Raw genomic sequence first — 22,685 nt, 5'->3', positions numbered from 1 at the left:
ACGGGGCTACTCGCCGGCGGCCACCAGACCGGTCTCGTACGCCAGCACCACCGCCTGCGCGCGGTCACGCAGTCCGAGCTTGGACAGGATCCGCCCGACGTGGGTCTTCACGGTCTGCTCGGCCACCACCAGGTCGGCGGCGATCTCGGTGTTGTTGCGGCCCCGGGCGATCAGGCGCAGCACCTCGGTCTCCCGGGGGGTCAGCGCGGCCAGGTCGGTGGGGCGGGGCCGGCGGCGGTCCGGTCGGGCCGCGAACTCGGCGATCAGCCGGCGGGTGACCGCCGGGGCGAGCAGCGCGTCGCCGGCCGCCACGACCCGCACCGCCTGCACCAGGTCGGCCGCCGGGGCGTCCTTGAGCAGGAAGCCGCTGGCCCCGGCGCGCAGCGCCTCGTAGACGTAGTCGTCCAGGTCGAACGTGGTGAGGATGAGCACCTTCGGACGCGCCGCGGACCGGTCGCCGAGCAGCTTGCGGGTGGCGGCGAGGCCGTCGAGGACCGGCATCCGCACGTCCATCAGCACCACGTCCGGGTCGAGCCGGCGGGCCTCGGCGACGGCCTGCGCGCCGTCGGCGGCGTCGCCCACCACGAGCAGATCCGGCTGGGCGGCCAGCAGCGCCCCGAAGCCCTGCCGCACCATGGCCTGGTCGTCGGCGATCAGCACCCGGATCATCGCTCTCCGTCCCGCGCGTCGTAGGGCAGCTCCGCCGCGACGGCGTAACCCCCGTCGGGCAGCGGCCCGGCGGTGAAGGTACCGCCCAGCGAGGTGGCGCGTTCGCGCATGCCGGTCAGCCCGTGCCCGGTGCCGCCCTGGGCGGTCGGTGGGGCGTCGGCCGGGGAGTTCTCGATTCGTACCGCCAGCGTGGACGGACCTGCGCGGACGGTGACCCGCACCGCGGCGCCGGCCGCGTGGCGGGCCGCGTTGGCCAGCCCCTCCTGCACGATGCGGTACGCGGCCAGCCCGACCGGCGCGGGCACGGCGACCCCCTCGGGCCGCGTCGCGTCCAGGCGAACCGGCAGCCCGGCCCGCTCGGCGGTCGCCACCATCGCCGGCAGGTCGGCCAGGTCGGGCTGCGGCGCGGTCTGCGGGCCGGTCGACTCGCTGCGCAGCACACCGAGTAGCCGCCGCATGTCGGTCAGCGCGTCGCGGGCCGACCCGGCGATGGCCGTGAACTCCGCCGCCGTCCCGGCCGGCACGTCGGTGAGCCGGTACGGCGCGGTCTCGGCCTGCACCGCGATCAGCGACATGTGGTGAGCCACCACGTCGTGCAGCTCGCGGGCGATGCGGGTGCGCTCCTCCAGCACCGCGCGGCGCTCCTGCTCCCGCTCGCTCACCTCGGTCTGCGCGACCAGAGCGCGCCGCGACAGCTGGTTGCGCCGCACCAGGTCACCGAGGATGGCCAGCACCCCCACCGCCACCAGCGTGGCGCCCCGGTTTTCGGCACGGACCAGGGTCAGCACCGGCACCGCCGAGAGTGCCGCCACCCAGATCAGCACCGGCCGGTCCACCCGCGCGGCCACCACCGCGAGGACCGCGATCGCGCCGAGCGCCAGCGGCGGCGTCCACGGCCAGGGCACGTCGTCCGGCGCGTTGAACGTGCACACCAGCAGCGCCAGCATGGTCAGCCGCCAGGCCAGCAGCGGGCGGCGGGGCAGCGCGAGCAGCGGCGCCACGGTCAGCGCCGCGAACAACACCGCGATCGGCGGCGCCAGCCGGCGTTCGTTCTCGACGGCCAGCGTGATGGCGAACAGGCCGAGCGCGGCCAGCAGCCCGACCGGGGCGGCGTATGGAGCCAGTCGGGGCCACCGGGCCAGCAGCGGTCGGGTGGGCGGAGTGTCCGGGCCGGACACCGTCTGCCGCAGAGCCCGCCACGCCACGTTGATCGGTCGCCGGTTCACCACCGGGAGGCTACGGGCCGGGCCCCGCCCAGGGCATGCCACCAGGGTCTGATCCCGCCCGTCGTACCCCGGTGTGACCCGGCTCCCGTTAGCGCTTACCTGCCGGTAACGCCTAGGCTCCGACGCGTCCGTGCTGACGACTCGCAAGGGGGAACCGTGGCCCGCACCGTGCTGGTGACCGGCGGCAATCGGGGGATCGGCCTGGCCATCGCGCAGGCCTTCGCCAAGCAGGGCGACCGGGTGGCCGTCACCCACCGCAGCGGCGAAGCACCCGAGGGCCTGTTCGGCGTACGCGCCGACGTCACCGACGCCGCCTCCATCGACGCCGCGTTCACGGCGGTGGAGGCCGAGCTGGGGCCGGTCGAGGTGCTGGTCGCCAACGCCGGGATCACCGACGACACGCTGCTGCTGCGGATGTCCGAGGAGCAGTTCACCGGCGTCGTGGATACCAACCTCACCGGCGCGTTCCGGGTCGCCAAGCGGGCCTCCGGGAAGATGCTCCGGGCCAGGTGGGGCCGCATGATCTTCATCTCCTCGGTGGTGGGTCTCTCCGGCGGCGCCGGCCAGGTCAACTACGCCGCCAGCAAGGCCGGGCTGGTCGGCGTGGCCCGCTCGATCACCCGCGAGCTGGGCAGCCGCAACATCACCGCGAACGTGGTGGCGCCCGGTTTCATCGACACGGACATGACCGCCGTGCTGCCCGAGGACCGCAAGGCGGAGATCCGCAAGTCCATCCCGGCCGGTCGGATGGCCAGCCCGGACGAGGTCGCCGCCGTGGTCACCTGGCTGGCCGGGGACACCGCCGGTTACATCTCCGGCGCCGTGATCCCGGTCGACGGCGGCCTCGGCATGGGCCACTGACCAGCGCTTCTCAGACAAGGTACGGAGGAACCCCTGCATGTCCGGACTGCTCGCCGGTAAGCGGCTGCTCGTCACCGGTGTCATCACCGACGCCTCGATCGCCTTCTCGGTGGCGAAGCTCGCCCAGGAGAACGGTGCGCAGGTCGTGCTCACCGGCTTCGGCCGGCTCTCCCTGGTCGAGCGGATCGCCAAGCGGCTGCCCGAGCCCGCGCCGGTGATCGAGCTGGACGTCACCTCCCCGGAGCAGCTCGCCGGGCTGGCCGACAAGGTGCGCGAACACGTCGACGGGCTCGACGGGGTCGTGCACTCGATCGGCTTCGCCCCGCAGAGCTGCCTCGGCGGTGGCTTCCTCGACGCTCCCTGGGAGGACGTGGCCACCGCGCTGCACGTCTCCACGTACTCGTACAAGTCGCTGGCCATGGCGGCGCTGCCGCTGATGTCCGCCGGCGGCGCGGTGGTCGGCCTGACCTTCGACGCCACGAAGGCGTGGCCGGTCTACGACTGGATGGGCGTGGCGAAGGCCGGCCTGGAGTCGGCGTCCCGCTACCTGGCGCTGCACCTGGGCAAGCAGGGCATCCGCAGCAACCTCGTCGCCGCCGGCCCGCTGCGGACCATCGCCGCCAAGTCGATCCCCGGCTTTGACCAGTTCGAGGACGCCTGGACCGAGCGCGCCCCGCTGGGCTGGAGCCTCACCGACCAGGAGCCGGCCGCCCGGGCCTGCCTGGCGCTGCTGTCGGACTGGTTCCCGGCCACCACCGGCGAGATCGTGCACGTCGACGGCGGCTACCACGCCATCGGCGCCTGACGTGTAAGGAAGGGCCCCCTGTTAACGCCTGGTGTAGGGCAGGGGGCCCCTCCTAACAACCGCGGCCTGAACTGGGTCCAGGGGGCGTCGCCGGAGCGTCCGGGGCGACCGGCAAGAATGGGACCCATGTCGTACGACGCGGTGGTGCTGGTGTCCTTCGGCGGCCCGGAGCGGCCCGAGGACGTGATGCCGTTCCTGCAGAACGTCACGCGGGGCCGGGGCGTGCCGGCCGAGCGGCTGGCCGAGGTCGCCGAGCACTACCTGCACTTCGGTGGGGTGTCGCCGATCAACCAGCAGTGCCGCGACCTGCTCGCCGCGATCCGCGCCGACTTCGCCGCCAACGGCCTCGATCTGCCCGTCTACTGGGGCAACCGCAACTGGGACCCGCTGCTCGCCGACACCGTGACCCGGATGCGCGACGACGGCGTCACCCGGGCGCTGGCCTTCGTCACCAGCGCGTACGGCGGCTACTCGTCCTGCCGGCAGTACCAGGAGGACATCGCGGCGGCCCGCGCCGCCGTGGGCGCGGACGCCCCGGTGATCGAGAAGCTGCGCCAGTTCTGGGACCACCCCGGCTTCGTCGAGCCGCACGTCGACGCGGTGCGGGCCGCGCTGGGTCAGCTCGACCCGGCCCGGCGTGACACCACCCGGCTGGTCTTCACCGCCCACTCCATCCCCAGCTCGATGGCGGCCAACGCCGGCCCGCACGGCGGCCGGTACGAGGCGCAACTGCACGAGACCGCCCGGCTGGTGGCCGCGGCCGCCGCACCCGACCTGCCGTACGACCTGGTCTGGCAGAGCCGCTCCGGTCCGCCGCAGGTGCCGTGGCTGGAGCCGGACATCAACGACCATCTCGCCACCCTGGCGGCGGCCGGCACCACCAGCGTGGTGGTCAGCCCGATCGGGTTCGTCTCGGACCACCTGGAGGTGGTCTGGGACCTCGACACCGAGGCGCTGGAGACCGCCAAGCAGCTCGGCCTGGACTTCGTCCGCGCCGGTACCCCCGGCACCGACCCGCGTTTCGTCACGATGGTCCGCGAGCTGGTCACCGAGCGGATCGACCCGGACGGCGCGCGGTTGCGCCGCCGCCTGGGTGAGCTGCCGATGTGGGACAGCTGCCCCACCGTGTGCTGCGTGCCCGCCCGCCGCCCGACGCCCCCCGGAGGCACCGATGCATGACCGCAAGCCCGTGCAGAGCTGGCTGACCGACATGGACGGTGTGCTCGTGCACGAGGGCCAGCCGGTGCCCGGCGCGCCGGAGTTCATCAAGCGGCTACGTTCCTCGGGCAAGCCGTTCCTGGTGCTGACCAACAACTCGATCTACACGCCGCGCGACCTGACGGCCCGGCTCCACCGGATGGGGCTGGACGTGCCGGAGGAGGCGATCTGGTCGTCGGCGCTGGCCACCGCCCAGTTCCTCGGCGACCAGCGGCCGGGCGGCACCGCGTACGTGATCGGGGAGGCCGGGCTCACCACGGCGCTGCACGCGGTCGGCTACGTGCTCACCGACTACGCCCCCGACTACGTGGTGCTGGGGGAGACCCGCACCTACAGCTTCGAGGCGATCACCAAGGCCATCCGGCTGATCGACGGCGGGTCCCGGTTCATCTGCACCAACCCGGACGTGACCGGCCCGTCGGTGGAGGGCGCCCTGCCCGCGGCCGGTTCGGTGGCCGCCATGATCTCCAAGGCGACCGGGGTGGAGCCGTACTTCGTCGGCAAGCCCAACCCGATGATGATGCGCTCGGCGTTGAACACCATCGAGGCGCACTCGGAGAGCACCGCGATGATCGGCGACCGGATGGACACCGACATCCTCTGCGGCCTGGAGGCCGGGCTGGAGACCATCCTGGTGCTCACCGGCATCAGCAGCCGTGCCGAGGCGGAACGCTACCCGTACCGCCCGTCCCGCATCATCAACTCCATCGCCGACCTGCTCGACGAGATCTGACCCGTCGCTCACGATCCGCAGTCGGCAGGTGTCCGCAGGAAGTCGGCCAACACGGGCGCGGATCCGGCGGCGGTCAGCGCAGCACAAGAAGGTCGAGGGCGTCGATCACGGGACCGGATCGGGTCTTCGCCGCCGCGCGTAGCCGCGTCAGCCCGAGGGCGTACTCGTCGTCGGTGATCAGCTGTAGCGGCGTGTGCGCCTGGCGGCGCAGCGTCGTGGCGGCCTGCTGAAGCGACGCGGCGGTCACCTGGGGGACCTGTTCCAGACTCGTCGCGACGAAGCCCGCGGTGGCGAACGCGGCTTCGACGTCAGCGACGCCGGGGTAGGTGTCGAGCACGCGGATGGCTTCCGGGAAGTAGCGGAACAGGGTTATCGCGTGGTGTCGGCCGGCGAACGCGGAGCGGATCAGCACGGGTGCGCCGGGGCGGAGCACCCGCCGCACCTCGTGGGCGGCGGCGTTCAAGTCGGGCACGTGGTGGATGACCGTCGAGATCCAGGCCGCGTCGACGCTGGCGTCGTGCAGCGGGATGTGCGCGGCGTCGCCAGCCAGGACGGGGTGGAACACCGAGCGGGCGCGCATCGCTTCGGACGGCTCCACCGCGACGACCTGGACGCCAGGGAACCAGGTGGTGAAGCTCCGAGCCCAACTGCCGGTGCCGGCACCCAGGTCGAGAATTCGCGCGCCCGGGTGCGGGTCGAGGTGCCGCGTCAGGGCGGTTCGCCATGCGCTCAGTCCGTCGTCGTTGAGGTGGCGGGTCGCCTCGAACGCTTCCGCGTCCGCTGCGTCGTACGCGATGCGAGTCATGTCGATGATCCAACCGGCACGGCGGACAGGCGACAAGCCCTCCGGTGACGCTCGTGGACCAGGGTCAGGCGCGCAGCGGGGCGTTGCAGGCGGCGACCAGCGCCTGCCGGCAGGCGGTGGTGAGCGGGCGCAGCGCTGCGTCGCGCTGCTGCGCCTCGTAGTTGTTGATGGCACCACCCGGCGCGGCGTGACCGGCCAGCGCGAGCACCCGGTCCAGTACGGCGGCGCGGGCGAAGAGCCGGCGCGCGCGTGGGTCGAAGCCGGGCGGCAGGTCGGTGGCGCCGTCCGGGCGGCGGAGCGCCGCCAGCGCACCGGCCAGCTCGGGTCGCCACTGGGCGACGTCCAGTCGGGTCAGCGCGGCGGTGGTCTCGGCGAGCGCGGCGGCCAGTTCGGCCTCCGCCTCGGCGGCGCCGGGCAGCACGAGGGAGGCGGCCGGCGCGTTGGCCGGCAGCGGGTAGACCCGCCAGAGCACCGTCTCGAAGGTGTCCCCGGAGCCGGACGTGTGCTCGCGGACCTGCGGGATCAGCCCCAGCCCACCGGCCACCACCGCCTCACCGGCGACCAGCGCGGCGCCGGCGAAGTCGCCGGGGCCGGGCAGCCCGCGCGGATCGCCGGGTGCGGGCAGCACCAGGCGGATCTCGTCCGGGGAGAGCTTGGCCAGGGTGGGCAGCGCGGCACCCAGCGGGACGTCGGTCCAGGTGCCGGGGGCGTCGGCCACCAGGTGCTCCTCGTCACCGGCGATGGCGTCGGCCACCTCGTCGTAGGGCACCAGCCCGGCGCGCCACGCGCGCACCCAGGCGACGAACCGGCTCGACCGGCGCGGCGTCAGTGTGGCCGCGCCCGCTGTGGGGGTGGACATGCCGAAAGGGTACGTGGTCACCGCCGGCCCTGTCTCGACTGCCGCTCCGGCCGCGCGCTCTGCCCCGGTCAGCGCGCTTTGACCGTCGCATGACGGAGCCCCGACACCTCGGTGGTCGGGGTTTCGTCCTGGCTGTGCGGCGTGGGGAGCCGGTTCCGGCGGGAATGACGCCTGTCCCATCGGGTACGCGAGCATCGCCACGGTTGATCCGACGTTCGAGGAGGGAGCCCGCGATGAGGGGCACAATCTTGACGGGGTTGAAGAAGAAGGCCCGGACGATCATGGCCCGACGCCGCGGCAGCAACACCGTGACGACCACGCCGACCAAGGCGAGAAGGCCCGGCAGGCGTTTCCAGTGAGAGCGTGACCAGGCCGCGACGACACCCCGCCAGTCGCCCGAACGGCGCGGGTTGGTTCAGACACCACGACACGCGGCAAACCTACGGCGAAGCGCCCGCACCCCGACCGGGATGCGGGCGCTTCGCGTACGGCGCCTTGCCGGCGCGCAACGATCGCCGTCCGTACACCTCCCGTTCGCCAGCCACCTCTACCTTTCGCTGGACCGGTGCAATTCCACGCGAAAGGTAGAGCAACATGAGCGCAATTCTCGTCAAGATCACCGTCGAGGTCCTGGCCACCGTGCTGGCGGGCCTCATCGCGACGCTCGCCCGACGGATGCTTCGCACGACCTGATCGACCGGTTCCTCCTGGCCTGGTGCTGGCAGGGCGGCCAGACCGTAGGCACCACACCTCCCGTGGTGCTGGTGAGGGCGGTGTGTCGGTGGGTGTCGGTGAGGGACACGGCGGTTACTTTGATCGACATGGGGCGGCGATACGGCGATGACGTGTTGGCGGGCGACTGGCGGCGGCGGAAGGTCACCCCGGAGGTGGACGCCGAGCCCGACCTGGTGGTCGAGGACGCCGACTCCGGTTTCTGCGGCGCCGTGGTGGGCTTCGAGTCCGGTGCGGTCGTGCTCGAGGACCGCCACGGTCGGCGGCGCAACTTCCCGCTGCTGCCGGCGGCGTTCCTGCTCGACGGCCAGCCCGTGACGCTGCGCCGCCCGACCCGCGCGCCGGTGCCGGCCGCCCGCCGGCGCACCGCGTCCGGCTCGGTGGCGGTGGACAACGTCCGGGCGCAGGTGGCCAAGGCCAGCCGGATCTGGGTGGAGGGCATCCACGACGCCGCCCTGGTCGAGCGGATCTGGGGCGATGACCTGCGCATCGAGGGCGTGGTGGTGGAGCCGCTGGACGGCATCGACGCCCTGGACGCCGAGGTGCGTGACTTCGCACCCGGCCCGACCCGGCGGCTCGGCGTGCTGGTCGACCACCTGGTGCCAGGCAGCAAGGAGAGCCGGATCGTGGCCCGGGTCAACTCGCCGTACGTGCTGGTGACCGGGCACCCGTACGTGGATGTCTGGCAGGCGGTCAAGCCGGCGGCGCTGGGCATAGCGGCGTGGCCGGTGGTGCCACCGGGGCGCCCGTGGAAGGAGGGGGTCTGCGCGGCCCTCGGCGTGGCGGAGCCGGCCGACATGTGGCGGCACATCCTGTCCCGGGTGAACAGCTTCGCCGACGTGGAGACTCCGCTGATCAACGCCATGGAACGGCTGATCGACTTCGTCACCGAGCCGGTGGGTGGCTGAGGTCGGGGCCGGGACGGGGGCGAGCGGTCAGGGGGCCTCGTCGGGGGTACGGGTGAAGACGAAGGTGGCGATGTCGAGTGCGACCGCCCGTCCGGTCCCGTCGCGCAACACCGACAGGATCTCGCCGTTCTCGGGGCCGGAGCGACCCCGCCAGCGGTCCGGCCCCTCGGGGCTGAACCGGCTCACCCGCTCGCCGCGCAGGTGGACCACCAGGTCGCCGGCGGCGGTGTCGCGGGCCACGTCGAGCGGGGTCCCCATCCACCACCAACGGCCGCTGATCTCGGTGATCCCGCTGGGCGGGGGAGCGGCGGTCGGCCGCCAGGGCTGTGGGAATGCCGGCTCGGCGTCCAGCACGGTGGTCAGCAGCCGTTGGCCGAGCCCGCCGATCGCGAAGCCGTACGAGTTGGCGAAGCCGACCACGGCGGTGCGGCTGGGCCGGTGCACCGCGAGTGCGGCGACGTACCCGGGCATCGAGCCGCCGTGCCCGACGTACACCCGCTCGCCGTCGCGGTACAGCTCCAGCCCGAGGCCGTGGCCGCCGGTCCAGGAGTCCAGGTCGCTGATCACCACGGGCGCGCACATCTCGGTCAGCGTCTCGGCGGCGAGCACCGACGGGTCCGGATCGGCGAGGAACGCCGCCCATCGACCGAGGTCCTCGATCGTCGACCAGAGCTGCCCGGCCGGGGCCATCGCGCCGGTGTCGGTGCGCGGTTCCTCGCGCAGCGTGCCGTGCCACGGGTGGACGACGTAGCCGCGGGCGAACGGCTCGGCGGCCGCGTACGTGGTGCGGCGCATCCCCAGCGGGGCGAGGATCCGCTCGGCGAGCAGATCTGCCCAGCTCGTGCCGGTGAGTCGTTCGAGCATCCCGCCGAGCAGCCCGTACGCCAGGTTCGAGTAGTGGTAGCCGGCGTGCGGCGGGTAGGCGATCTTGCTGGCGGACACCCCGGTCAGCAGGGTGCCCAGGTCGACGCCCTCGGTCCGCTCCCACCACTCGCCCTCGGGTTCGCGCTGCATGCCGCTGGCGTGCCCGAGTAGCTGGCGCAGGGTGAGCGTGCCGACGCCGGTGTCGGGCAGGTGCCGCTCCAGCGGGTCGTCCAGGGCCAGCCGGCCGGCGTCGCGCAACTGCAGGACCAGGCTGGCCGTCATCGTCTTGCTGATCGAACCGAGCCGGTACTGCAGGTCGGCGTGCGGGCGCGAGTGCTCCCCGGCGGTGGCCAGGTGCGTCAGCGCGCCGTCGCGGATCACCCCCATGACCAGCGACGGGACGCGGCCGGTGGACTGTGCCTGCGCGATCAGGAGGTCGACCTGGCGGGCGGTTTCGGGCAGCAGGGACAACGGGCTCTCCTCGCTCGGGCGGCCGGGACCGGACCGCCGGTGGCGGGGCCGGCGGGTGCCGCCGAGCCTACTGATGATCACGGGACAGCCGCGCGTGCATTGTCGTGTCACGATTGAAGGGTGGACCCCGTGGTGTGGATCGTGTTGGGTGTGCTGCTGGCGGTCGCCGAGATCTTCACGACGACGCTTTTCCTGATCATGTTCGCGGCCGGCGCGTTCGCCGCCGCCGGAGCCGCCGCGCTCGGTGCGCCGGCGGCGGTGCAGGCGCTGGTCTTCGCGGTGGTGTCGGCGCTCAGCCTGGTGGTGGTGCGGCCGGTGATCCGGCGGCACCAGCGCACGGCGTTGGAGAGCGGCGAGCAGCCGTTCGGCGTGGAGGCCATCGAGGGCTCCACGGCACTGGTGCTGGAGCGGGTGGACGCCGAGCACGGCCTCGTCAAGATCGACGGTGAGCTGTGGAGCGCCCGGCCGTACGACGTGACGCAGTCCTTCGAGCCTGGTCAACGGGTGCGGGTGATTAAGGTCCGGGGTGCGACCGCCCTGGTCTGGCAGGACGACATTTCTTCCGCCGGCGAGCTGCCGGAAGCGAGAGGGTGAACGTAATGACGGTCATAGGCGTGCTGGTGCTCGCGGTGGCGTTGATCGCCGTGGTGACGCTGGCCAAGGCGGTGCGGATCGTGCCGCAGCAGCGCCAGGACGTGGTCGAACGGCTCGGCAAGTACAAGCGCACCCTCAACCCCGGCCTCAACCTGCTGGTGCCGTTCATCGACGCGGTGCGTACCAAGGTCGACATGCGGGAGCAGGTGGTGAGCTTCCCGCCGCAGCCGGTGATCACCTCCGACAACCTGGTCGTCTCGATCGACACGGTCCTCTACTTCAAGGTGGTCGACGCGGTCCGGGCGACGTACGAGATTTCGAGCTTCCTCCAGGCCATCGAGCAGCTGACCGTCACGACGCTGCGTAACGTGATCGGTTCCCTGGATCTGGAGCGGGCGTTGACCAGCCGGGACGAGATCAACCGCCACCTCTCCGGGGTGCTGGACGAGACCACCGGCCGCTGGGGCATCAAGGTGACCCGGGTCGAGATCAAGGCGATCGAGCCGCCGGCCAGCATCCGCGACTCGATGGAGAAGCAGATGCGCGCCGAGCGGGACCGGCGGGCGGCGATCCTCACGGCCGAGGGCCACAAGCAGTCGCAGATCCTCACCGCCGAGGGCGAGAAGCAGTCCGCGGTGCTGCGCGCCGACGGTGACCGGCAGGCCCGGATCCTGCAGGCCGAGGGTCAGGCCAAGGCCATCCGCACCGTCTTCGACGCGATCCACCAGGCCAACCCGAGCCAGAAGGTGCTCGCCTACCAGTACCTGCAGGCCCTGCCGCAGATCGCCCAGGGCAGCGCCAACAAGGTCTGGATCGTCCCGGCCGAGTTGACCAAGGCCCTGGAGGGGATGGGCGGCGCGCTCGGCGGGTTGAGCCAGATGGTGGGCGACCTGCCCGCGCCGGAGGCGGCCGACCACGCCAGCCAGGTGGAGCGCGAGGCCGCGGAGGCCGCCCGGGCTGCGGCGGCCGCGGCCCAGCAGATCCACGACGAGGTACGCGTCGCCGAGGCGCAGGCCACCGGCGGCACGAAGCCGGCGGGGCTGCCGGCGCCGGAGCCGGTTTCCCCGGAGAGCCTGGTGAACGACCCGGCCGACCAGCGCGAACGCGGCTGATCCAGCGCACCGGCCACCCGGCCGGCTAAATGCGAGAAAGACTCATGGGGCGCTCCGGTGCCTGCCACGATCGGTCCTAGGACGGGTGGTGACCAGGCAATCGGGGCGCCCCGGCGCGTCGAGCACCGCTCGCAGACGAGCGAGGTGACGCATGAAGGATCCGGCGAATCGGATTTGGTCCTCGGCCCCGGTGCCCGGCGCGCACGACCCGGCCGGCCCGCTGGGCTCCCGGCGCAGCGGTGGAGGGTTCGGCGTACTGCCGTTCGTCGGCGACCCGGCCCCGGCCGGGCCAGCCACCAACGCCAGTTGGGCCTGGTCGATCCGCCGGTTCGCCCGGGCTGCGGTGTGGCTGCTGCCCGCGTACGCCCTCCTGTACGGCGCGGTGGCGATGGCCAGCGACGGTGGAGTGGGCAACGACCCGTACCCGGCCGACGGCCAGGCGGTCTACCTGATCGGTTGGGTGGCCGCGGTCTGGCTCGGTCTGCTGGCGCTGCTGGCACTCACCGGCCTGCTGGCCGCGACCCGCAGTCGCCGGGTGGCCGCCGCCGGGCTGCTGGTCAGCATCGCCGGTACCGTGCTCATGCTGCCCTTCGCCGGTCTGGCCGAGCAGACCCCGGTCTTCGGCACCACCGCGCGCTCGCTGGTCCTGGTCGGCGCCACCTGCTACAGCGTGGGCTGGTTCCTCACCGGGTGGGCGGTGGCCCGCTCCGGCGCCTTCAGTCTCGGCGACGGAGTCATGCTGATCATCGCCGCGCCGCTGCTCGGCCTCGGCGGCGCGCTGATCGGCTCGTTGCAGACCTTCGGCGCGATCTTCGTGCTGATCGCCGGCATCGGCATCGGCTACCGCTCGGGACGCCTGATGCCCCGCGAAACCGCCCGCGATGCCGCCAGCGCCAGCCTGGCCACCCCAGCGCCCTGACCCACCCGACGGCAGAGGGCCGGGACGAGGCAGACCGGGGCGCACGGTGGGGAAGTGCTGGTGGGGGGCCGTGAAGTTGCTGACAATCCGGCTCCGGGGGTGGTCGGTTGGCGGCTTTCGTGGCAATCCTGGGGACCATGGCCGCCCCCCGCTCGCCGCTGTCGCGGCTGTTCACCGTGCTGCTCGCCGGCTTGCTGGCCGGGCTCGCCCTGGCCTTGGCCGCGCTGCCGGGCAACCTGCTGCTCGGGTTCGCCGCGCGCTCCGCGATCGGGACGTACGCGGCGCTGCCCGCCGCGCTGCGCACGCCGGCCACCCCGCAGCGCTCGTACCTCTACGCCAACGACGGCAAGACGTTGATCACCACGTTCTACGACGTGAACCGCACCGACGTGGCGCTGTCCGAGGTCGCCCCGGTGATGCGGCAGGCGATCGTCGCGGCGGAGGACCGGCGGTTCTACTCGCACGGCGGCGCTGACCTGCGCGGATTGGCCCGCGCGCTGGTGGCGAACGTCAAGGGCGGCGGCACCGAGCAGGGCGGCTCGACGCTGACCATGCAGTACGTCCGCAACGTGCTCAAGACCGACCCGACCCGCACCCCCGAGGAGCGCGCCGCCGCCACCGACCAGACCGTCGGGCGCAAGCTCCAGGAGATCCGGTACGCGAGCGCGCTGGAGCAGAGCCTCGGCAAGGACGAGATCCTGGGCCGGTACCTGAACATCGCCTACTTCGGCTCCGGCGCGTACGGCGTCGCGGCGGCCAGCCAGCGCTACTTCGGCAAGGCCCCCGCGCAGCTCACCCTGGCCGAGGCGGCCCTGCTCGCCGGGCTGGTGCAGTCACCCGACGCGTACAGCCCGATCGACGGGGACTCCGCCGCCGCGTTGGAGCGCCGGTCGTACGTGCTGGACTCGATGGTGGCGACCGGGGCGATCACGGCCGCCCAGGGCGCGCAGGCCAAGGCGGAGCCGCTGGCCCTGCACCCCACCGCGCAGCCCAACGGCTGCATCTCGGTCGCGCAGGGCCACGACGACTGGGGTTACTTCTGCGACTATCTGCGCCAGTGGTGGCTGGCCCAGCCGGCCTTCGGGGCCACCGTGGCGGAGCGCGAGCAGGCGCTGCGCGCGGGCGGCTACACCGTGATCACCTCACTTGACCCGCAGGTCCAGGCCACCGCGCAGCAGCAGGCCACCAAGGTCTACGGATACGACAACAAGCGCGCCCTGCCGATCGCCGCCGTCGAGCCGGGCACCGGGCGGGTGCTCGCGATGGCCGTCAACCGGCACTACAGCCTGGCCGACAACCCGGCCGGGCAGTCCAACTACCCGAACACCGTCAACCCGCTGATCTCCGGCGGCGCCAGCGTCGACGGGTACCAGGCCGGCTCGACGTTCAAGCTGTTCACCATGCTCGCCGCGCTGGAGTCGGGCCGTACCCTCTCCACCGGCTTCGACGCGCCGGCCAAGCTGCCCACCCGCTACGCCGCCGAGGGCCCGGGCAGCTGCGACGGCAAGTGGTGCCCGGCCAACGCCAACCCGGAGTGGATGGACGGCTACCGGATGATGTGGGACGGCTTCGGCCGTTCCGTGAACACCTACTTCGTCTGGCTGGCCGAGCAGGTCGGCCAGGACAAGGTGGTGCAGATGGCGCAGCGGCTGGGCATCACCTTCCGGGCCGACTCGGACGCCGCCTTCGCCAAGGACAACGCCGCCAACTGGGGCTCGTTCACCCTCGGCGTGGCCGCCACCACCCCGCTGGACCTGGCCAACGCGTACGCCACGGTGGCCGCCGAGGGCACCTACTGCACTCCGCAGCCGGTGGTGTCGGTGAGCGCCGCGAACGGCGAGAAGGTGCCGGTCGGCCAGCCCGCCTGCAAGCGCGTACTGGACGCCGACGTGGCCCGCGCCGCCACCGACGCGGCCCGCTGCCCGGTCGGCCAGCAGTCGCCGTACGGGCAGTGCAACGGCGGCACCGCCACCGGGGTGAACGGCATCCTCGACGGCCGCCCGGTGGCCGGCAAGACCGGTAGCTCGGAGGAGAACGCCACGGAGACCTTCGTCGGCTTCACCCCGCAGGTGGCGGTGGCCGGCATCGCCGCCAACCCCGACGACCCGACCGACTCGGTGGGTTCGGCCGTGCAGACCAAGGTGATCGACGCGGTCGCCCGGGTCATCGCCACCGCCGTCAAGGGCCAGCCGGAGAAGGCGTTCACCGCCCCCAGCCGCGAGCTGGCCGGCGAACCCCGCCGCCCGGTCGAGCGCGCCCCGGTCGTACCGGACCGGCGCCAGACCCGGGAAGACCCGCTGACCAGGCTCCAGCGCTGGCTGGACCGCCGCGGCTGACCCCGGTCAGCGGAAGCGCGGGTCGGCCCAGTCGACGAAGCGGGTGAACAGGGCCTGCGGGCGCGGGGTGTCGTAGGGGTTCAGCGTGTAGAGGTCCCGCGCCGCCTTGGCGAACACACCGGCCAGCAGGATGTAGAGCGGCACCCGGTCCGGCTCGTACCGCGCCCGCAGCAGCAGCCGGGCCACCGCGCACGGCCACGGATCGCCGCAGCCGGCGCACACCCAGAGCGGCTGCAACGGCCGGTGCGGCGCCAGCCACGCCGGCAGGTCGCCGGCCGCCGACGGCCGGCCCCCACCCGGGGGTACGCGGGCAGCCTCGTCACGCCGGCCTGTCTCCTCGCACGGGTCCATCGGGTTCACCAGGTCTCCTCTCCACGGGGTTGCGGTGCGCTTCACAGTCTGGTGATGGCGGCACTACGCTCGGAAGCTTCCGCAGGTGGGCGGGGAGGCCCGGACCGGCACCCGAGAGTGCCCCGGAGCCGACCCCGCCGGCCGTAGAGGAGGTGGAGAGCCGGTGAGCGTGTCGGCCTCGGAGTTCCTGGTCCGCGAGCTGCGCCGGCAGCGCACCCTGGCCGGGCTCACCCAGGACGAGCTGGGCGAACGGGCGCACTTCTCCGGCAAGCAGGTCAGCGCAGTCGAGCTGGGCACCCGCCCACCCCGCGAGGACTACCTCGCCGCCGTGGACCGGGCACTGGACACCGGCGGGCTCTTCGTGCGGCTCTGGGCCGACCTGGTCAAGGACGACGCCGCCCCGGTCTGGCTGCGCGAGTGGATCGAATTCGAACGCGAAGCCGTCCTCCTCCGCTGGTACGAGCCGCTGTATGTCCCCGGGCTCCTGCAGACGGAGGACTACGCGCGGGCCACACTGGCCGGTGGGCGGTTCACCGCCGAGGAGATCGACCAGGCCGTCGCGTCACGCCTCGAACGTCAGGCGATCCTGATCCGGTCGAAGCCCCCGCAGTTCGTGGCGGTGTTCGACGAGGCCGTGATCCGCCGGCCGGTCGACCGGCCGGGGTTGATGGCCGCCCAGCTCGCCAAGCTCGTGGAACTGGCCGAGCTGGACCACGTGCAGGTGCAGGTCGTGCCGGCTGACACCGGGATGTACCTGGGCATGGCCGGTCAGTTCATCATCGCCGAGCTGCCCGACGGCGAACGGGTGGCGCACGCCGACAACCAGCTCACCGCGCAGATCGTGGAGCAGGCGGCCGACGTTGCTAGGCTGTCGGGCACCTGGGAGATCGTGCGGAACGAAGCACTCTCCCGGCGGCAGTCACTCGATCTGATCAAGGAAGTGGCGAAGACATGGACCTGACGGGTGCCCACTGGCGCAAGTCGAGCCGGTCCGGCGGCAACGGCGGCTCCTGCGTGGAGGTCGCGGAGAATCTGCCCGGGGTGGTGCTGGTCCGCGACAGCAAGGACCGCTCGGGCGGCACACTCACCTTCGACCCATCCGCGTGGCGGGCCTTCGTCAGCTTCGCGCGCCAGCGCTGAGCTGGGCAGTGCCCCGGTACCTCTGACGAGTCAGCGCCAGCAGCGCTGCTCAAGCGGTGCGGGTGGTGTCGTCAACGTTCGAGGCGCCGTGCCGGGCCGCCGTCGCACGCAGCGCTGCCATCAGGGCGTAGCCGGGATAGTCGGTGAGCGTGGGGTAGCGCCGCCGGTGGTAACAGTCCCAGTAGCTGGCGACCTGCTGGCCGGTCAGCGCCACGAAGGCCGGGTTCTCGGCGGCGAATCGCCCGTAGACGGCGGCCGTGGGGCTGTGGGGAACGGCCAGTTCCGGGGCGAGCGCCCGTTGGATGACCAACAGGATGTCGTCCACGTATTCGCCCACCAACCGCACCACGAACGGTGCCACCCACGGTTGGATCAGGGCGATGACCTGCTCCAGCCGCCGCTGCCGGACCCGGCCGTCGTGGTGCCGCGTGTACAGGCAGTCCAGGACCGCACGCTGGGTGGCAGTCAGCGCCGTCTGTGCGGCAACCGACGGCTCGTCGGAGTAGATCCGATAGGGGATCGACACGGGCTCGCCATCGACCAGCACACGGAACGGCGACACCGGCGGACTCTGTGTCGGCGGCATGACCGCCAACGCCTTCCGCACGTCGTCACGCAGACGCTGCGGGAAAGCCGCCTCCAAGGCTGCTGTGCCGTCCGTCTTCGGGGTCGGGATGTGCATGGCCGATCTTAGATTGGCCAGCCGGCCGGGAAATTCCCCGGAAAAGTTCGCGGACGGTGTCGGATGACGGGATGCGGCTCCGACCACCTGGCGAGAGCGCCCGACGGGGGCGCTTCGGCACCGCGAGGAGCAGGGTCATGCGCAAGGTCGTCTACTACGTGCACCAGTCGGTCGACGGTTTCATCGAGGGGCCGAACGGCGAGTTCGACTGGCCGGTGATGGGGCCGGAGCTGTCCGCGTACTCCTTCGGGTTGAACGACCGGGCCGACGCGTTCGTCTACGGACGCAAGGTCTGGGAGCTGATGTCCTACTACTGGCCGCAGGCCGAGTCGATGTCCGACGACCCGCACGACCTGCGGTTCGCGCCGATCTGGCGGGCGAAGCCCAAGATCGTGGTGTCCCGGACGCTCACCGAGGCGGGCTGGAACGCCCGGGTCGTTGGTGGCGGTGACCTGGCCGGGGAGATCGCCGCGCTCAAGCGGGAGCCGGGCAAGGACCTGCTGCTCACCGGCGGTTCGAACCTCGCCGGGTCGCTGACCGAGCTGGGCCTGATCGACGAGTACCACCTGGTGGTGCACCCGGTGGTGCTCGGCGGCGGCAAGCCGGTCTTCTTCGCCAAGGACCGGTTCGACCTGCGGCTGGCGGAGACGCGGACCTTCGACTCCCGCTCGGTGCTGCTGCGCTTCCACCGCGAGAGCTGACGGTGACCGGGCCGCCGGCGGGGCCCGCCACCGGGTCAGCCCTGCCGGCGCCGCGGCCGGTAGCTGCTGATGGTGGCGGGCAGGCCCCGCCGGATGATGCCGGCCCAGTCGGTGTCGCCGCGCAGCACCGCCGCCGCGGTGTTGCGCGCCTGCTCCAGGGTGAAGTGCGGGGGCAGCATCAGCTCGGCCGGATCCACCAGCGCGTTGATCACCACGGGCCGGTCGGCGGCGAGGGCCCGGTCCCAGACGCCGGGCACCTGGTCGGGCGAGTCGACCAGCTCGCCGTGCAGCCCGAGCACCTGCGCCCACTGGTGGTAGCCGATGTCCGGCAGTTGCTGGCTGTCCGGGAACATCGGCGTCCCCTCGCTGGTGCGCTGCTCCCAGCTGACGAACGCCAGGTCCCGGTTGTTGAGCACCAGCACCACGAACCGCGGGTCCGCCCAACTGCGCCAGTACTTGGCCACCGTGATCAGCTCGTTGACACCGTTCATCTGCATCGCACCGTCGCCGATCAGTGCGACCAGCGGGCGGTCCGGGTGGGCGAACTTGGCGCCCAGCGCGTACGGCATCGCGCCGCCCATGGACAGCAGAGTGCCGGAGAGGCTGGCCAGCATCCCCGGCCGGACCTGGAGGTGCCGGGCGTACCAGGCGGTCGAGGTGCCGCAGTCCACCGAGATCATCACGTCGTCGGGCAACCGCTCGTTGAGCGTGTGGAACAGCAGTTGCGGGTTCACCGGGTCGGCGGCCTGCTCGGCCAGGTCCCGCTGCGTCCGCCGCCACGCCGAGGTCTCCTCGGCGACCTCCACCCGCCAGGCGGTCGGCCCGGGGCCCGGGCCCAGCTCGCGCAGCAGCGCCCGCAGGGTGGGGCCGGCGTCGCCGGTCAGGTTCACCTCGGTCGGGTAGCGCAGCCCGAGCTGTGTGCCGTCCACGTCGATCTGCACCGCGCGGGCCTGTCCCGCCGGTGGGTAGAACTCGGAGTACGGCATGTTGCTGCCGACGATCAGCAACCGGTCGCAACCGTTCATCAGGTGCCAGCTGGGCCGGGTGCCGAGCAGACCGATCGCACCGGTCACCCAGGGTTCGCGATGGTCGACGGTGGTGAAGCCGAGCAGCGCGGTCGCCACCCCCGCCCCGAGGCGCTCGGCGATCTCGCGGACCTCCTGCTCCGCGCCGATCGCGCCCTGCCCGACCAGCATCGCCACCCGCTGCCCGCCGCGCAGCACGTCGGCGGCCCGGCGCACGTCCGCCTCGGGCGGCACGGTGGTCATGGTGCTGGGCACGTTGCTGGTCTGGTAGTAACCGTGCGCGTGCGGCGGGTCGGGAACGGCCGGCTCGTCCTGGAGGTCCAGGGGGAGGACCAGGGCGGTGACGGTACGCCGGGCCAGCGCGGTGCGGCAGGCCCGGTCGACCAGGTGTCGTACCTGCGCCGGGTGGTCGAGCTGGGCCAGGAACGCCGCGGCGACGTCCTTGTAGAGGGCGAGCAGGTCGACCTCCTGGTAGTAGCCGCCGCCCTCGGCGGTCACCGCCGTGTGCCCGACCAGAGCGATCACCGGTTGGTGGTCCAGCTTGGCGTCGTAGAGACCGTTGAGCAGGTGGATGGCGCCCGGCCCGCTGGTGACCAACGCGCAGCCCAGCGGTCCGCCGCCGTACTTGACGTGCGCCGAGGCGGCGAAGCCGGCGGTCTCCTCGTGCCGGACCTGGATGAACTGGGCCCGCTCGTTGGTGCGCTGCAGTGCCGAGGTGAGCCCGTTGATGCCGTCACCGGGATAGCCGAAGTAGCGGTGCACACTCCAGCTGAACAGGCGGGCGACGATGTGGTCCGCGACGGTGGCGTGCCGGGGCAGCGCGCCCGGTTCGCCCGGCGCGGTGCGGTCTGCGGTCACCTGGCTGGTCCTTCCCGTCCGGTCCGATGCTCCGCGCCGCCATTCCCGTTCTTTTTCGGACAAAACACCACGTCGGGCGGCGGCCGGACCGGGCCGGGAGGGGCCGGCGGTACGTCCGGCAGAATCGTCGGGTGCCCGTCCACCAGATCACCGACCCCGACGACGACCGGATCGCCGACTACCGCGCGCTGACCGACGTCGAGCTGCGCACCCGCTGGGAACCGCCGCACGGCCTGTTCATCGCCGAGGGAGAGCTGGTGCTGCGCCGGGCGCTGCGCGCCGGCTACCCGGCCCGGTCGTACCTGGTCGACGCCAAGCGGGTCGACCAGCTCGCCGACCTGGACACCGGCGACGCACCGGTCTACGCGGCCACCCCGGACGTGCTGGAACGGGCCACCGGATTCCACGTACACCGGGGAGTGCTGGCGTCGTTCCGACGCCGGCCTCTGCCGACGGCCGCCGAGGTGCTCACCACCGCGCGCCGCATCGTGATCCTGGAGGACGTCAACAACCACACCAACCTGGGCGCGATCTTCCGGGGCGCCGCCGCGCTCGGCATCGACGCCGTGCTGCTCTCGCCGACCTGCGCCGACCCGCTCTACCGGCGCAGCGTCCGGGTCAGCATGGGCGAGGTGTTCGCCATTCCGTACGCGAAGCTGGAGCCCTGGCCGGGCGGCCTGGACCAGGTCCGCGCGGCCGGCTTAACCGTGCTGGCGCTGACTCCGGCGCCGGACGCGCTGCCGATCCAGCGGCTTGCCCCGGCGCAGCGGGCCCGGGCGGCGCTGCTCTTCGGCGCCGAGGGGGCCGGCCTGACCGGGGCGGCGCAGAGCGCCAGCGACGTCCGGGTACGCCTGCCGATGCGGCGCGGGGTGGACTCGCTGAACGTGGCCGCCGCGGCGGCCGTGGCGTTCTGGGAACTGGGGCGCGACGACCCGCTGTGAGACGACGGTCGCCTTCGCGCACGCCGGCGGTTGTCGAGTTCGGGTGTCACGGAGGGTAGCGTGTCGGCCGTGTTCCCTACCGTCCGTGAGGTCCTCGGCCTGGACCCGGTCCGCCACGGCGCACCCCGCGTGGTCGCCGGCGAGGCCGCGCTGGACCGGCCGGTCCGGTGGGTGCACGTCGCCGAGGTGCCGGACATCGCCACCCTGCTCGGCGGCGGCGAACTGGTGCTCACCACCGGCATCGGGCTGCCGGCCGACGACGCCGGCCTGCGCGCGTTCATCGGCGACCTGGCCGACGTCGGCGTCTCCGGTCTCGTCGTCGAGCTGGGCCGCCGGTACGTCAGCGGCGTACCCCGGGTGATGGTCGCCACCGCCGAGCGACGTGGCCTGCCCCTGGTCGAGCTGCGCCGGGCCACGCCGTTCGTCCGGATCACCGAGGCGGTGCACGCGCTCATCATCGACGCGCAGCTCACCGAACTGCGCGCCACCGAGGAGATCCACCAGCGGTTCACCGACCTCTCCGTCGAGGGCGCCGACGCCGCCGAGGTGATCCGGCAGGCCGCCGAGCTGTCCGGCTGCCCGGTGGTGCTGGAGAACCTGTCGCGCCAGGTGCTCGGGTACGACCCGGCGGGGGAGAGCGCCGAACTGCTGCTGGACGGCTGGGAACAGCACTCCCGGCGGATCCGGCCGGCCGGACGGACCGCGTACGACGCCGACAGCGGCTGGCTGGTCACCGTGGTCGGCGCCCGGGGGCAGGACTGGGGACGGCTGCTGCTGCGCTGGCCCGCCGACGGTGCGGTGTCCGCCCTGCGGGGGGCCGATCCGGCTCCGGTCGGCAGCGCGTCGTCCGCCCGCCGCGGCGGCGATCGGTTGCCGGCCGGCGTGGGTGCCCCGCCGCCCGAGAACGGGCCGCCGACCCGCTTGACCATCCTGGTCGAGAGGGCCGCCTCCACCCTGGCGCTGGGCCGGCTGATCCGACGCGACGCCGAGGGGTTGGAACGGCAGATCCACCGCACGCTGCTCACCGCGCTGCTGGACCACTCCCGGCCGGTGGACGAGGTGGCGTTGCGGGCCAAGGCGCTCGGCGTGGTGGTGGATCGCCGACACCTGGTCGGCGTGATGGTCCGGCACCGGGCCGACGACCCGGCGGGGGAGGCCGGCCCGGAGGCCGGCCCGGCCCGGCTGCGGGACCTGTCCGAGGCGGTCGGCCAGGCCCTGCGCGAGGCCAAGCTGACCGCCCTCACCAGCGCGGTCGACGACAACTCCGTCGGGGCCCTGCTCGCCCTGCCCGACCCGACCGCCGAGGACCGGGCGCTGGCCGCGTTCGCCGCGGCGTTACGGCGGATCCGCCTCGAAGCCGGCGCGGCCCGTGCGGTGGGTGAGCCGAGCGCGGTGATCGTGGCGGCCGGTTCCGGGGTGGGCAACCTGCGGGAGGCGCGGCGGTCGCTGGTCGAGGCCCGGCAGATCGTCGAGGCGGCCCGCCGGGACCGGCGGGACCTGCCGATCTTCCGGCTGCCGCACGTCGGGCTCGCCGGCCTGCTGCACCTGCTGCGCGACGAGCCCCGGTTGCAGACCTTCGTCGAGCGCGAACTCGGCGCGCTGCTGGAGTACGACGCCCGGCACCCCCGGGAGCAGTTGCTCGGCACCCTGCGCGCGTACCTGGAGCAGGGCCGCAACAAGTCGGCCGGCGCCGCCGCCGCGCACCTGTCCCGGCCGGCCTTCTACGAGCGCCTGGCCCGCATCGCCCGCATCCTCGACGTCGACCTCGACTCCGTGGAAGCCTGCCTCTCCCTCCACGTGGCCCTCCTGGCCCTCGACGCCGTCCGCACCCCCTGACCCCGCCCCGCCCGGGGCGGGGCGGGACCGGGTTAGGGG

The 22,685-nt window shown here is 73.0% G+C and carries 23 protein-coding genes; 15 read left to right on the top strand and 8 right to left on the bottom strand.

Annotation, left to right across the window (positions count from 1 at the left end; all coding sequences use genetic code 11):
• Positions 1-6: 6 nt before the first annotated feature.
• Together ACFOW4_RS06745 and ACFOW4_RS06740 are read right to left on the bottom strand one after the other, a co-directional pair.
• Positions 7-669 carry a response regulator gene (locus ACFOW4_RS06745; RefSeq protein ID WP_377525475.1) on the bottom strand — a complete coding sequence of 221 codons (663 nt, stop codon included), beginning with the start codon at positions 667-669 and terminating at the stop codon, positions 7-9.
• The gene (locus tag ACFOW4_RS06740) at positions 666-1,895 is read right to left on the bottom strand and encodes a sensor histidine kinase (RefSeq protein ID WP_377525472.1); all 1,230 of its coding nucleotides are present in this window, start codon (positions 1,893-1,895) and stop codon (positions 666-668) included. Before ACFOW4_RS06740 ends, ACFOW4_RS06745 begins: the two co-directional genes overlap by 4 nt.
• A 156-nt stretch (positions 1,896-2,051) precedes the next feature.
• On the opposite strand from ACFOW4_RS06740, the gene fabG reads away from it, so the two are divergent.
• From fabG to ACFOW4_RS06720, 4 genes are all read left to right on the top strand, one after another.
• A complete protein-coding gene (fabG, locus tag ACFOW4_RS06735; protein ID WP_377525471.1) occupies positions 2,052-2,756 on the top strand; it encodes a 3-oxoacyl-ACP reductase FabG in 705 nt (234 codons plus the stop codon).
• A gap of 37 nt (positions 2,757-2,793) precedes the next feature.
• A complete protein-coding gene (fabI, locus tag ACFOW4_RS06730) occupies positions 2,794-3,561 on the top strand; it encodes an enoyl-ACP reductase FabI (RefSeq protein WP_377525469.1) in 768 nt (255 codons plus the stop codon).
• 126 nt (positions 3,562-3,687) lie between these two features.
• A complete protein-coding gene (locus tag ACFOW4_RS06725) occupies positions 3,688-4,740 on the top strand; it encodes a ferrochelatase (RefSeq protein ID WP_377525468.1) in 1,053 nt (350 codons plus the stop codon).
• Positions 4,733-5,512 (top strand): HAD-IIA family hydrolase, encoded by a 780-nt coding sequence (locus tag ACFOW4_RS06720; RefSeq protein ID WP_377525467.1) that lies wholly within the window; start codon positions 4,733-4,735, stop codon positions 5,510-5,512. The genes ACFOW4_RS06725 and ACFOW4_RS06720 overlap by 8 nt, the downstream gene beginning before the upstream one ends.
• A 73-nt stretch (positions 5,513-5,585) precedes the next feature.
• On the opposite strand, the gene ACFOW4_RS06715 is transcribed toward ACFOW4_RS06720, so the two are convergent.
• Complete coding sequence (locus tag ACFOW4_RS06715) at positions 5,586-6,317, bottom strand: class I SAM-dependent methyltransferase (protein WP_377525465.1); 732 nt, start codon at positions 6,315-6,317, stop codon at positions 5,586-5,588.
• Positions 6,318-6,381: 64 nt separating this feature from the next.
• Entirely contained in the window at positions 6,382-7,176 is a 795-nt protein-coding gene (locus tag ACFOW4_RS06710; RefSeq protein ID WP_377525464.1) for a hypothetical protein, read from the bottom strand.
• A 233-nt stretch (positions 7,177-7,409) separates the two neighbouring features.
• Between ACFOW4_RS06710 and ACFOW4_RS06705 the strand changes: the two genes are divergently transcribed.
• Together ACFOW4_RS06705 and ACFOW4_RS06700 are read left to right on the top strand one after the other, a co-directional pair.
• Positions 7,410-7,535, top strand: a complete 126-nt coding sequence (locus ACFOW4_RS06705) for a hypothetical protein (protein WP_377525462.1) — start codon at positions 7,410-7,412, stop codon at positions 7,533-7,535.
• A gap of 462 nt (positions 7,536-7,997) precedes the next feature.
• The gene (locus ACFOW4_RS06700; RefSeq protein ID WP_377525461.1) at positions 7,998-8,816 is read left to right on the top strand and encodes a DUF3097 domain-containing protein; all 819 of its coding nucleotides are present in this window, start codon (positions 7,998-8,000) and stop codon (positions 8,814-8,816) included.
• Positions 8,817-8,843: 27 nt separating this feature from the next.
• Here ACFOW4_RS06700 and ACFOW4_RS06695 read toward each other — a convergent pair whose 3' ends face one another.
• The gene (locus ACFOW4_RS06695; RefSeq protein WP_377525458.1) at positions 8,844-10,151 is read right to left on the bottom strand and encodes a serine hydrolase domain-containing protein; all 1,308 of its coding nucleotides are present in this window, start codon (positions 10,149-10,151) and stop codon (positions 8,844-8,846) included.
• A gap of 120 nt (positions 10,152-10,271) precedes the next feature.
• Here ACFOW4_RS06695 and ACFOW4_RS06690 point away from each other — a divergent pair, with 120 nt between their 5' ends.
• The 4 genes from ACFOW4_RS06690 (at position 10,272) to ACFOW4_RS06675 (ending at position 15,112) form a co-directional block, all read left to right on the top strand.
• The gene (locus ACFOW4_RS06690; protein ID WP_377525457.1) at positions 10,272-10,745 is read left to right on the top strand and encodes an NfeD family protein; all 474 of its coding nucleotides are present in this window, start codon (positions 10,272-10,274) and stop codon (positions 10,743-10,745) included.
• A 5-nt stretch (positions 10,746-10,750) separates the two neighbouring features.
• On the top strand, positions 10,751-11,857 hold the full coding sequence (locus ACFOW4_RS06685) for an SPFH domain-containing protein (RefSeq protein WP_377525455.1): 1,107 nt from the start codon (positions 10,751-10,753) through the stop codon (positions 11,855-11,857).
• Between the two features lie 151 nt (positions 11,858-12,008).
• Positions 12,009-12,776 carry a hypothetical protein gene (locus ACFOW4_RS06680; RefSeq protein WP_377525454.1) on the top strand — a complete coding sequence of 256 codons (768 nt, stop codon included), beginning with the start codon at positions 12,009-12,011 and terminating at the stop codon, positions 12,774-12,776.
• Positions 12,777-12,913: 137 nt separating this feature from the next.
• A complete protein-coding gene (locus tag ACFOW4_RS06675) occupies positions 12,914-15,112 on the top strand; it encodes a transglycosylase domain-containing protein (protein ID WP_377525453.1) in 2,199 nt (732 codons plus the stop codon).
• Positions 15,113-15,118: 6 nt separating this feature from the next.
• Here the strand turns inward: ACFOW4_RS06675 and ACFOW4_RS06670 are convergent, their stop codons facing one another.
• The gene (locus ACFOW4_RS06670; RefSeq protein WP_377525506.1) at positions 15,119-15,463 is read right to left on the bottom strand and encodes a hypothetical protein; all 345 of its coding nucleotides are present in this window, start codon (positions 15,461-15,463) and stop codon (positions 15,119-15,121) included.
• A gap of 169 nt (positions 15,464-15,632) precedes the next feature.
• Here ACFOW4_RS06670 and ACFOW4_RS06665 point away from each other — a divergent pair, with 169 nt between their 5' ends.
• Together ACFOW4_RS06665 and ACFOW4_RS06660 are read left to right on the top strand one after the other, a co-directional pair.
• Positions 15,633-16,424, top strand: coding sequence for a helix-turn-helix domain-containing protein (locus tag ACFOW4_RS06665; protein WP_377525504.1), 792 nt, complete (start codon positions 15,633-15,635; stop codon positions 16,422-16,424).
• Positions 16,415-16,603, top strand: a complete 189-nt coding sequence (locus ACFOW4_RS06660) for a DUF397 domain-containing protein (protein WP_377525451.1) — start codon at positions 16,415-16,417, stop codon at positions 16,601-16,603. Before ACFOW4_RS06665 ends, ACFOW4_RS06660 begins: the two co-directional genes overlap by 10 nt.
• 49 nt (positions 16,604-16,652) lie before the next feature.
• Here ACFOW4_RS06660 and ACFOW4_RS06655 read toward each other — a convergent pair whose 3' ends face one another.
• Entirely contained in the window at positions 16,653-17,165 is a 513-nt protein-coding gene (locus ACFOW4_RS06655) for a hypothetical protein (protein WP_377525450.1), read from the bottom strand.
• A 257-nt stretch (positions 17,166-17,422) separates the two neighbouring features.
• Between ACFOW4_RS06655 and ACFOW4_RS06650 the strand changes: the two genes are divergently transcribed.
• Entirely contained in the window at positions 17,423-17,986 is a 564-nt protein-coding gene (locus tag ACFOW4_RS06650) for a dihydrofolate reductase family protein (RefSeq protein WP_377525448.1), read from the top strand.
• 35 nt (positions 17,987-18,021) lie between these two features.
• On the opposite strand, the gene ACFOW4_RS06645 is transcribed toward ACFOW4_RS06650, so the two are convergent.
• Positions 18,022-19,869 carry a thiamine pyrophosphate-requiring protein gene (locus tag ACFOW4_RS06645; protein WP_377525447.1) on the bottom strand — a complete coding sequence of 616 codons (1,848 nt, stop codon included), beginning with the start codon at positions 19,867-19,869 and terminating at the stop codon, positions 18,022-18,024.
• Positions 19,870-20,000: 131 nt separating this feature from the next.
• Here ACFOW4_RS06645 and ACFOW4_RS06640 point away from each other — a divergent pair, with 131 nt between their 5' ends.
• Both ACFOW4_RS06640 and ACFOW4_RS06635 read left to right on the top strand, forming a co-directional pair.
• Positions 20,001-20,810, top strand: coding sequence for a TrmH family RNA methyltransferase (locus ACFOW4_RS06640; protein WP_377525445.1), 810 nt, complete (start codon positions 20,001-20,003; stop codon positions 20,808-20,810).
• Positions 20,811-20,879: 69 nt separating this feature from the next.
• Complete coding sequence (locus ACFOW4_RS06635) at positions 20,880-22,646, top strand: PucR family transcriptional regulator (protein ID WP_377525444.1); 1,767 nt, start codon at positions 20,880-20,882, stop codon at positions 22,644-22,646.
• The last annotated feature ends 39 nt before the right edge of the window (positions 22,647-22,685 follow it).

It is taken from the genome of Micromonospora sp. GCM10011542, from assembly GCF_042650685.1.
Classification (GTDB): Bacteria; Actinomycetota; Actinomycetes; order Mycobacteriales; family Micromonosporaceae; genus Micromonospora.
This window is presented reverse-complemented; position numbering and strand designations above follow the sequence as displayed.

Coding starts and splice junctions, on each gene's coding strand:
- ACFOW4_RS06745 (WP_377525475.1), bottom strand. CDS start 669: ATGATCCGGGTGCTGATCGCCGACGACCAGGCCATGGTGCGGCAGGGC.
- fabI (WP_377525469.1), top strand. CDS start 2,794: ATGTCCGGACTGCTCGCCGGTAAGCGGCTGCTCGTCACCGGTGTCATC.
- ACFOW4_RS06725 (WP_377525468.1), top strand. CDS start 3,688: ATGTCGTACGACGCGGTGGTGCTGGTGTCCTTCGGCGGCCCGGAGCGG.
- ACFOW4_RS06720 (WP_377525467.1), top strand. CDS start 4,733: ATGCATGACCGCAAGCCCGTGCAGAGCTGGCTGACCGACATGGACGGT.
- ACFOW4_RS06715 (WP_377525465.1), bottom strand. CDS start 6,317: ATGACTCGCATCGCGTACGACGCAGCGGACGCGGAAGCGTTCGAGGCG.
- ACFOW4_RS06710 (WP_377525464.1), bottom strand. CDS start 7,176: ATGTCCACCCCCACAGCGGGCGCGGCCACACTGACGCCGCGCCGGTCG.
- ACFOW4_RS06705 (WP_377525462.1), top strand. CDS start 7,410: ATGAGGGGCACAATCTTGACGGGGTTGAAGAAGAAGGCCCGGACGATC.
- ACFOW4_RS06700 (WP_377525461.1), top strand. CDS start 7,998: ATGGGGCGGCGATACGGCGATGACGTGTTGGCGGGCGACTGGCGGCGG.
- ACFOW4_RS06685 (WP_377525455.1), top strand. CDS start 10,751: ATGACGGTCATAGGCGTGCTGGTGCTCGCGGTGGCGTTGATCGCCGTG.
- ACFOW4_RS06680 (WP_377525454.1), top strand. CDS start 12,009: ATGAAGGATCCGGCGAATCGGATTTGGTCCTCGGCCCCGGTGCCCGGC.
- ACFOW4_RS06675 (WP_377525453.1), top strand. CDS start 12,914: ATGGCCGCCCCCCGCTCGCCGCTGTCGCGGCTGTTCACCGTGCTGCTC.
- ACFOW4_RS06670 (WP_377525506.1), bottom strand. CDS start 15,463: ATGGACCCGTGCGAGGAGACAGGCCGGCGTGACGAGGCTGCCCGCGTA.
- ACFOW4_RS06660 (WP_377525451.1), top strand. CDS start 16,415: ATGGACCTGACGGGTGCCCACTGGCGCAAGTCGAGCCGGTCCGGCGGC.
- ACFOW4_RS06650 (WP_377525448.1), top strand. CDS start 17,423: ATGCGCAAGGTCGTCTACTACGTGCACCAGTCGGTCGACGGTTTCATC.